This window comes from Alterirhizorhabdus solaris (assembly GCF_007785815.1).
In the GTDB taxonomy this organism is placed as follows: domain Bacteria; phylum Pseudomonadota; class Alphaproteobacteria; order Sphingomonadales; family Sphingomonadaceae; genus Alterirhizorhabdus; species Alterirhizorhabdus solaris.
This window is the reverse complement of the sequence record NZ_VNIM01000018.1, coordinates 44,692-53,731: the sequence shown is the minus strand read 5'-3', so window position 1 is coordinate 53,731 and position 9,040 is coordinate 44,692. Positions and strand designations below refer to the sequence as shown.

The following is a 9,040-nucleotide window of genomic DNA, read 5'->3' as shown; positions in this document are numbered from 1 at the left end:
TTTTCGGCGGCCGGCCGCGGCCCGCCCCCCCTCCCGGGCGGCGCCGTCCGCCCGCGGGAAAATCCGAGGAGGTGGGGCGGTTCTTTTTCCCCCGCCGCCCCCCCGCCCCTGTCCGGGGGCCCCCCTTCCCGCAGGACCGACGCTGCCCGCCTCTACCGCCTGTCAAACGGGAACAGACCCGACACGAGGGGCGGCGAACGCAAGCCCGCACAAGAACGACAGCCTTTCGTCCGCCCACCCATTCATACGCCCCGGCCCCGCCGTGGTACGGGACAAAAGACCGGATGACAGCTTCCTCGCCGGACGGGCGCGATGCCACGGCGTCGGTCGCCTCCACCGCTGGCCACATCGGCGCACGGCATGTCCGGCTGGCGCTGGCCGGGCTGGTGCTCGCCAACCTGTGCCTTGCGTGCGGGCCGTGGCTGGTGCGGCTGGCCGATGTCGGGCCGCTTTCCTCGGCGTTCTGGCGGCTGGCGATCGCGGCCCCGGCGCTGCTGCTGGTTGCCCGCGCCGCCGGCCGCCCGGTCTCCGCCACGCCGCGCGCGCTATGGCCGGTGCTGGCGGTGGCGGGCCTCGCCTTCGCTGCCGATCTCGCCGCGTGGCACATCGGCATCCTCCACACCCGCCTCGCCAACGCCACCCTGTTCGCCAACTGCGCCAGCTTCTTCTTCCCGCTCTACGGCTTCGTCGCGGCGCGGGCGTGGCCGGGGCGCGGGCAGATGGTGGCATTGGCACTGGCGGCGCTGGGGGTGGGGCTGCTGGTCGGCCGCTCGTTCGAGCTGTCGCAGCAGAACGTACTGGGCGATCTGCTGCGCCTTGCCGCCGGGCTGTTCTACACCGTCTATCTCGTCGCGATGGAGCGCGCGCGCGGGCGGGTGGCGCCGCTGCCGGCGCTGGCGTTGTTCACGATCGTGGCGCTGGTGCCGCTGCTGCCGTTCGCGCTGGCGCTGGAGCCGATATTCTGGCCGCGCGACTGGACCCCGCTGGTGCTGCTGGCGCTGGGCAGCCAGGTGATCGGGCAGGGGCTGGTGATCTATGCGATCGGGCACCTTTCCCCGCTGGTGGTGGGGCTGGGGCTCTTGAGCCAGCCGGTGCTGGCGGCCGCGATCGGCTGGCTGGCCTATGGGGAGCGGCTGACCGCGATCGACGGCATCGGGGCGGCGGCGATCGCGGTGGCGCTGATCCTCGTGCGCCGCTCGCCGCGCGCCACCGCCGCCTGAACCCGGGGGCGTCGCCGTGCTTGGCGATCCCTCCGCCCGCGCCTATGTTCCCGGCATGAGCCAGACCGCGCCAGACCCGATCCTCGATCCCGATCCCACCCTCGATGAGGTGCGCGCCGCGCTCGCACCGGTCATCCCGCACCATGCCGCGTTCGACGGGTGGAGCGACGAGGCGCTGGCGGCGGCGGCGGCGGAAGTCGGCGTGCCGGCCAGCGTCGCCCGCCTCGCCTTTGCCGACGGCCCGGCCGGGATGATCGACGCGTGGTTCGCCGCGATCGACCGGCGGATGGCCGCGACGCTGCCGCCCGAGCGGCTGGCGGCGATGAAGATCCGCGCGCGCATCACCGCGCTGGTGATGGCCCGGCTGGATACGGCGGCACCGGACCGCGAGGCGCTGCGGCGGGCGATCGCCATCCTCGCGCTGCCGTCGAATGCGGCGCGTGGCTTGCGGCTGGGCTGGCGCGCGGCCGATGCGATGTGGCATCTGGCCGGCGATACCGCGACCGACATCGCCCATTATACCAAGCGCGCCACGCTGGGCGGGGTCTATGCCGCGACGATGCTGGTGTTCCTCGACGACGAGAGCGAGGATTATGCCGATACCCGCGCCTTCCTCGATCGGCGGATCAGCGGGATCATGCGGTTCGAGAAACTGAAAGGCCAGCTGCGCCCCGATCCCGACCGGATCTTCAGCCCGGCCCGCCTGCTCGGCCGGCTGCGCTATCGCGTGACATGATCGGCTGGCGTTTACGGTCAGGTATTGATAATCAGTCGCAGGCTTAAGCGACGGGACACCGACTTGCGTCTTGATGAACTACCGCTGCGTCGTACCGCGACCGTTTCGACCGTGGATTGGGAGACGCTGCGCCCGGCCGAGGCACGCCGGCTGCGTGAACTCGGTTTCGATGCCGGCGTCACGATCGAGGCGCTGCACGTCGGCCCGATCGGGCGCGATCCGATCGCCTGCCGGGTCGGGCGGATGACGATCGCGCTGCGCCGCACGATGGCGGCCGCGATCCATGTCGATGTGGCCGCGCTGGCATGAACCTGTCCCCGCTGGTCGCGCTCGTGGGCAATCCGAATGCCGGCAAGAGCGCACTGTTCAATGCGCTGACCGGCGCGCGGCAGAAGGTGGGCAACTATCCCGGCGTCACCGTCGAGCGGAAATCGGGGCGCATGGCGCTGGCCGATGGCCGCCCGGTGGAGCTGGTCGACCTGCCCGGCACCTACAGCCTCGATCCCGCCAGCCCCGACGAGGCGGTGACGCGCGACGTGCTGTTCGGCCGGCAGGCGGGCGAGCGACTTCCCTCCGCGCTGCTGGTGGTGGTGGACGCGAGCAATCTCGACAATCACCTGCGCTTCACGCTGCAACTGATCGCGCTGGGGCTGCCGGTGGTGGTGGCGCTCAACATGATCGACATGGCCGAGCGCGACGGTCTGCTGATCGACACCGACGCGCTCTCGCGCGAACTGGGCGTGCCGGTGATCCCCACGGTCGCGGTGCGCAGGCGCGGTATCGAGGACCTGCGCGACGCGCTGGCGCTGCTGGTGGGGGACGGCAGCGGCGCCACGCTGATCCGCGGCGGCCCCCCGCCCGAGCATGACATCGTGACGCTGCAACGCCGTGCCCGCGCGATCGCGATCAAGGCGACCAAGCAGGAGAGCGTCGCGCGGCGCTGGTCGCATGTGCTGGACGGGGTGGCGCTGCATCCGGTCGCCGGGCCGATCCTGCTGGCGACGTTGCTGTTCGTGATGTTCCAGGGGGTGTTCACCTGGTCCGAGGCGCCGATCGCGTGGATCGAGCAGATGTTCGTGGCCCTGCAGGACGGGATCACCGCGGCGCTGCCGGCCGGCTTCCTGCGCTCGCTACTGGTGGACGGGGTGATCGCAGGCGTCGGATCGGTGCTGGGGTTCCTGCCGCTGATCCTGATCCTGTTCTTCTTCATCCTCGTGCTGGAGGCGTCCGGCTACATGGTGCGCGCCGCCTTCATGATGGACCGGCTGATGGCCGGCGTCGGCCTGTCCGGCCGCGCATTCATCCCTTTGCTGTCGTCGTTCGCCTGCGCGATCCCCGGCATCATGGCGACGCGCACGATCGACGACCCCAAGGATCGCCTGACCACCATCCTGATCGCGCCGCTGATGACGTGCTCGGCGCGGCTGCCGGTGTATGCCGTCATCATCGCCGCGTTCATCCCACCGCGCAGTGTGGGGCCGGGGATCGGCCTGCAGGGGCTGGTGCTGTTCGGGCTTTACGTGATCGGCATCGTCGGCGCGATGCTGGCGGCGCTGGTGTTTCGCAGGACGATCGCCAAGGGCGAGAGCGGCGGATTCATGATGGAGCTGCCCAAGTACCAGATGCCCAACTGGCGCGACATCGCGATCGGGCTGATGCAGCGCGCATGGATTTTCGTGCGCCGCGCCGGCACGATCATCATGGGCGCCACGGTGCTGCTGTGGGCGCTGCTCAGCTTCCCGCAGGCGCCCGAGGGGGTGAGCCAGGTGCGCTATTCGGTAGCCGGGCGCATCGCCGACGGGCTGGCGGTGGTGCTGAAGCCGATCGGCTTCAACCACGAGATGTCGCTGGCGATCATCCCGGCGATGGCCGCGCGCGAGGTGGCGGTCTCGTCGCTCGCCACGGTCTATTCGATCGAGGGCGGGGACGACGTGCAGACCGAGCGGTCGCTGGTGGGCCGCCTGCAGGGGCGCTGGTCGCTGCCGACGGCGCTCGCCTTCCTGATGTGGTTCGTGTTCGCGCCGCAGTGCCTGTCCACGATCGCTGTGATCCGGCGGGAGACGAACGGGTGGAAGTGGCCGCTGTTCTCGCTCGCTTATCTGTTCGGGCTTGCCTATCTGGCTGCCGGCATCACATTCTGGGCGGCGACGGCTCTGGGCCTGTAGCCGCGCCGGGGCGTTAGGAGATTCAGGTGGCAGGCAGCGTCAACAAGGTCATCCTCGTCGGCAATCTGGGGCGCGATCCCGAATCGCGCAGCTTCCAGAACGGCGGCAAGGTGGTGAACCTCCGCATCGCCACGTCGGAGACGTGGAAGGACAAGCAGAGCGGCGAGCGCAAGGAAAAGACCGAGTGGCATTCGGTCGCCATCTTTTCCGAGCCGCTGGGCCGCATCGCCGAGCAATATTTGCGCAAGGGCAGCAAGGTCTACATCGAGGGCAAGCTGCAGACGCGGAAGTGGCAGGATAATTCCGGCGTCGAGAAATATTCGACCGAGATCGTGCTGCAGGGCTTCGACGGCACGCTGACCCTGCTCGACAAGCCGGGCGGCGCCGGCGGCGGTGGCGGCGATGCCTGGGGTGGCGGCGGTGACGATCGCGGCTACGAGGAGGATCGCGGCTTCGGCGGCGGTGGCGGTTCGGGCGGCGGCCGTTCCGGCGGCGGTGGCGGATCGGGCTTCGGCGGCGGTGGTCGCGGCCAGTCCAAGCCGGCGCCCAGCTTCGACAGCGATCTCGACGACGACGTGCCGTTCTGAGAATCGACAGGGCGGCACCGGTCGGCGCCGCCCCCGCACCCGATGCCCCTTGCGATTACCGCGATCGGGGCTTTCCGTGCTAAGGCTCCGGCGGGCGCCCGTTTCGGGTCGCCCGGTCGCGCGAACATCGTGTCGCGCAGGAGAACAGCCAATGTCCCGCGCCATCAACGTCGACGTGCAGTTTGCACAGGTCCAGAGCCTGTGCGTCAAGCATGGCGTCGATACCTCGGTGATCGAGGCATTGCAGTCCGGCGGCACCCGCGTGGTGTTCAAGAATGCCGACGATACCGCCAAGATGAAGAAGGCGTTCGGCTCCAAGCTGATGACCGGTGCGGTCAAGCGCGTGCCGAACCGGCTGATGCACGGCTGACGGCGGCCGGTGGAGGGCGGGCGTGACGCCGGCCCTCATATCCCCCGGCGGCGCAATCCGATGATCTCGATCGGTCCGCTCTTCCAGCGACCTACCCGCACGCGATCCCGCTCCAGTGCGTGCAGCAGCACGTCGCCCTTGTCGTAGGCATTGGCGCCGAGGCGGAGCAGCCAGATCGTCGGGATCGCCTCGCCGTCGCGCGCGATCGCCTCCAGCCGGGCCGGCGGCAGCGAGAACACGCCACGGCTGCCGGTGGGGTTCCACGCGCCCGGGCCGCTATCCAGCGTGGGGATCGGCGTGGGGATCGCGCGCGTCGCCACCGCCATCCGGCGATCGCGCACCGCATAGTCGAACGGCAGCGCGCCCTCGTTGGGATAGGCCCACACCGCGTCGCCGGGGCGATAGCGCACGGCCAGCCAGTCGACGGTGCCGTACCAGTCCTGCATCGGGCCGCCGGCACGCTCGCGCAGGTCGATCGCAGCCATCTCGATCGCCAGCGCGGCCAGCGCCGCCAGCATGATCCAGCGCCACGGCCGCGCCATGCCGACCGCGCCGATCGCGAGCAGCACCAGCGCGGGCACCGCCACCGGCGTCATCGTGCGGACGATGAAGACGGGCGCGACCGCCACCGACAGCGCGACGGAAAGCGCGACGGGCACACCCGCCAGCAGCAGCAGCGCCAGCAGCACGCGCCACCCCTCCGCCCGCCGTGCCAGCGTGGCGACGGCCCCCGCCGCCAGCACGAGGCCGGCGATCATCGCGATTGCGCCGGGTGCGGCCCACAGCAGCGCCAGCCGCCAGCGCATCGCATCGAAGCTGAACTTCAGCCAGGTGGAATGCACCCAGGTGGGCGCCTGATCGAGCAGGATCAGTAGCGCCGGCAGCCACGCCAGCGCCACCACCAGATGCCCGCCGACGATCAGCAGCCAGTCCGCCCGCGACAGGCCGGGGCGGGCGACGAGCGCGAGGAAGGCCAGCCCGATCGCCACGCCGTACAGCGGGCCCAGGTTGTGCAGCCACAGCATCAGCGCCAGGCCCAGCAGGTAGCCGGCGAACGGCCGGCGCGCGATTCCCCGCCCGGCGGCGGCATGGCGGCCCAGCGTCAGCAGCGCCAGCGTGGTGGCGGCGTAGACGAGGATCATCACCGGATAGGGCCGCACCTCGCGCGTCATCGCCACCAGCGAGGGGGAGAGCGCGGCGAGCAGCAGCATCGCCAGCGCCAGCAGCCGGCCCTTGCCGAAGCGATCGGGGAACCGCCTGGCTGCCTCCCGTGCGATCAGCGGCACGACCGCGAGGGTGGCGATACCGGCGACGATGCCGAGCGAACGGTGGCCGGCGAGCGAATCGCCGAACGCGAGCGTCCACACCCGCACCAGCGAGTAATAGAAGGGCGGGTGCGTCTCGTAGAGCGGCACGACATGCCACAGGAAACCGAACCCCTTGGCGGCGGCATAGGCGCTGTAGGCCTCGTCCAGCCACAGCGGCTCACGCAGCGTATGCCATACCCGCGCCCAGATCCCGAAGGCGACGATCGCCGCGACCGCGAGCAGGGCGGCGAGGCGGAGGGGCGGGCGGGGCAGGATCGCGCGGGTCACCAGCAGGCCTCTACCCCAAAAGTGCATGGACTGAAGCGGTTTCGCGACGAAGCCTAGCCGGCGATCACGAACGGGCCGTTAACTGCCCCTTGACCGGGGCCGCGATACGGCGGCGCATGACCGAGACGGCCTCCGCGCAACCCGTACCGATGCCGGCCGTCGCTCCGCCCGCCGGAGCCTCGCGCTGGCGGCTCGGGTTGATCGGCCTTTGGCTGGCGGCGTGCGCGTGGCTGCTGGCCGGGCGGGCCGGGGCGATCGCCGCGATGCGGATGCCCGACAGCGATGACGCGTTGCGACTGTTGCAGGTGCGGGACTGGCTGGGCGGGCAGGGCTGGTTCGACCTGCGGCAATATCGCCTCGATCCGCCGGCCGGCGCCGACATCCACTGGACCCGGCTGGTCGATCTGCCGCTGGCTGCGATCATCGTGCCGCTGCGACCGCTGGTGGGGGTGGCCATGGCCGAGATGGTCGCGGCGGCGGCCGTGCCGCTCGTCACGCTGCTGGCGGCGATGGCGGTGCTGGCCGCGCTGGCACGGCGGCTGATCGTGCCGGCGGCATGGTGGTGGGCGCCGCTGCTGCTGCTGCTGGCCAGCCCGGTGATGGGCATGATGGCGCCGTTGCGGATCGATCACCACGGCTGGCAGATCGTGCTGGTGCTGACCACTATGCTGGGGCTGACGGCGGCGGACCGGCGGCGCGGCGGGATGCTGGCGGGGTTGGCGATCGCCGCCTCGCTCACGATCGGGGTGGAGATGCTGCCCTATCTGGTGCTGGCAGTGGTACTGGCGGCGCTGGCTTGGGTGGTCGACGCGCGCGAGGGCGTGCGACTGCGCTGGCTGTGCGGCGCGGCGGGCGTGGGCGTGGCGATCGGGCTGATCGGCTTCGTGCCAGCAGGGCAGCGATTCGCCGGCACGTGCGATGCGTTGTCGGCGGCTTACGCGCTGCCGTTGTGGGCCGGAGGCACGATGCTGGCGGTGGCGACCATCTGGTCGGCCGTTCGCTTTGAGGCATGGCGGGGCGGAGTCGGGTCGATCGCGGAGGCGGTGCACGCCGTCGGGAAGTCGGGGCCGGATCGGGGCCGCTCGGGTTCGGTCGGGGCGCGCGTCGGCGATCGGGATGCCGGCACCGGCGCGGGCTGCGGATCGCATATCCCGATCCGGGATCGCGTCGGCTTCGATGAAACCGACCAACGCCTTGCCCGGGCACCGGCGATCGATCAGGTGGATACGACCGGCCGGGAGATCGCGGATGCAGGTGCGTCTCGACCTTTGCATGCTGGTCGGTGGAACACGGCTTCGGTGCAGGCAGCGGGCACCTGCGGTGTGGACCGGCACCGCGCCCGCCTCGCTTGGCGGGGCTCGATGGGTGCAAGGCCGGGCGGGGCGGAGACGTCCGTCACCGACGCCGGGAATCAGGCCGCCGGGCGCATCGGGCGTGCCTGCTGGCTGGTCGCCGCCGGGCTGGCGGTGGCGGCGGGGTTGCTGGCGGGCGGCGGCGGCACGTGCCTGATCGATCCCTATCATGCGGTCGATCCGGCGGCGCGGGCGCTGTGGCTGGATCGCGTGTCCGAGGCGCTGCCGTTGTGGCGGCAGGGGGCGGAGGTGTTCTGGGCGAGCCTCGCGCTGCCGCTGATCGGGCTGGCCGGGGCGGCCATGATGGGGCGGCGCGGGCCACGGCGCGCATGGGGCATGATGCTCGCGATGGGGGCGCTGTCGATCGTGCTGGCGCTGGTTTCCACCCGGGCGGCGGTGGCGGCGCAGGCGCTGGCGCTGCCGGGGGCGGCGGCGCTGGGCTGGCACGGCCGGGCGCGGCTGGCGGCGAGCGGTTCGATGATCGTCCGCGTGTTCGGCTCGGTCGTGCTGTTCCTCTGCGTGTCGGCGATCGCGCCGCGCTTGCTAGTCGCCACGCTGGCCGCCACCCCGCCGGGCAGGACGGACGCGGCGGCCGAAGCGGGCGACGCGGCCTGCATGGCGCCACGCGCGCTGGCCGCGCTGGATGTGCTGCCGGCCGCAACGATGCTCGCCACGATCGACGCGACGCCCGCACTGCTGCTCCACACCCATCATCGCGGTCTGGCCGGCCCCTACCACCGCAATGGCCGCGCCATCGCCGATACGATGCGGGCTTGGGGTGGGACGCCGGCGGCGGCGCGGGCGATCGTGCGCCGCCACGCCATCGATTTCGTGATCGCCTGCGGCGAACCGGCCGAGGCGCAACTCTACGATCGCCGTGCGCCGGATGGTTTCCACGCCCGGCTGATGCGGGGGGAGGTGCCGGGCTGGCTCGTCCGGGTCCGCGTTCCCGGAACGCCGTGGCACGTCTGGCGCGTGCGTGGGGCGGGGTAGCGGGGCCGGGTCATCCGGGCGC

General features: G+C 71.6%; 8 protein-coding genes. 7 read left to right on the top strand and 1 reads right to left on the bottom strand.

The window, feature by feature from the left end; all coding sequences use genetic code 11:
* The first annotated feature begins 284 nt into the window (after positions 1-284).
* The 6 genes from FOY91_RS06565 to FOY91_RS06540 all read left to right on the top strand — a co-directional run bounded on the left by FOY91_RS06565 (position 285) and on the right by FOY91_RS06540 (position 5,078).
* Positions 285-1,220, top strand: a complete 936-nt coding sequence (locus FOY91_RS06565; protein WP_145149326.1) for a DMT family transporter — start codon at positions 285-287, stop codon at positions 1,218-1,220.
* Positions 1,221-1,275: 55 nt separating this feature from the next.
* Positions 1,276-1,956 (top strand): COQ9 family protein, encoded by a 681-nt coding sequence (locus tag FOY91_RS06560; protein WP_145149337.1) that lies wholly within the window; start codon positions 1,276-1,278, stop codon positions 1,954-1,956.
* A 63-nt stretch (positions 1,957-2,019) separates the two neighbouring features.
* A complete protein-coding gene (locus FOY91_RS06555) occupies positions 2,020-2,265 on the top strand; it encodes a FeoA family protein (RefSeq protein WP_145149324.1) in 246 nt (81 codons plus the stop codon).
* Positions 2,262-4,121, top strand: coding sequence for a ferrous iron transporter B (gene feoB, locus FOY91_RS06550; RefSeq protein ID WP_145149322.1), 1,860 nt, complete (start codon positions 2,262-2,264; stop codon positions 4,119-4,121). The genes FOY91_RS06555 and feoB overlap by 4 nt, the downstream gene beginning before the upstream one ends.
* Positions 4,122-4,147: 26 nt before the next feature.
* A complete protein-coding gene (gene ssb, locus FOY91_RS06545; RefSeq protein WP_145149320.1) occupies positions 4,148-4,708 on the top strand; it encodes a single-stranded DNA-binding protein in 561 nt (186 codons plus the stop codon).
* A gap of 151 nt (positions 4,709-4,859) precedes the next feature.
* Positions 4,860-5,078 carry a hypothetical protein gene (locus FOY91_RS06540; protein ID WP_145149318.1) on the top strand — a complete coding sequence of 73 codons (219 nt, stop codon included), beginning with the start codon at positions 4,860-4,862 and terminating at the stop codon, positions 5,076-5,078.
* A 35-nt stretch (positions 5,079-5,113) separates the two neighbouring features.
* On the opposite strand, the gene FOY91_RS06535 is transcribed toward FOY91_RS06540, so the two are convergent.
* The gene (locus tag FOY91_RS06535) at positions 5,114-6,673 is read right to left on the bottom strand and encodes a hypothetical protein (protein WP_145149316.1); all 1,560 of its coding nucleotides are present in this window, start codon (positions 6,671-6,673) and stop codon (positions 5,114-5,116) included.
* A 116-nt stretch (positions 6,674-6,789) separates the two neighbouring features.
* On the opposite strand from FOY91_RS06535, the gene FOY91_RS21570 reads away from it, so the two are divergent.
* Entirely contained in the window at positions 6,790-9,018 is a 2,229-nt protein-coding gene (locus FOY91_RS21570) for a hypothetical protein (protein WP_162527159.1), read from the top strand.
* The last annotated feature ends 22 nt before the right edge of the window (positions 9,019-9,040 follow it).

Coding starts and splice junctions, on each gene's coding strand:
- feoB (WP_145149322.1), top strand. CDS start 2,262: ATGAACCTGTCCCCGCTGGTCGCGCTCGTGGGCAATCCGAATGCCGGC.
- FOY91_RS06560 (WP_145149337.1), top strand. CDS start 1,276: ATGAGCCAGACCGCGCCAGACCCGATCCTCGATCCCGATCCCACCCTC.
- FOY91_RS06540 (WP_145149318.1), top strand. CDS start 4,860: ATGTCCCGCGCCATCAACGTCGACGTGCAGTTTGCACAGGTCCAGAGC.
- FOY91_RS21570 (WP_162527159.1), top strand. CDS start 6,790: ATGACCGAGACGGCCTCCGCGCAACCCGTACCGATGCCGGCCGTCGCT.
- FOY91_RS06565 (WP_145149326.1), top strand. CDS start 285: ATGACAGCTTCCTCGCCGGACGGGCGCGATGCCACGGCGTCGGTCGCC.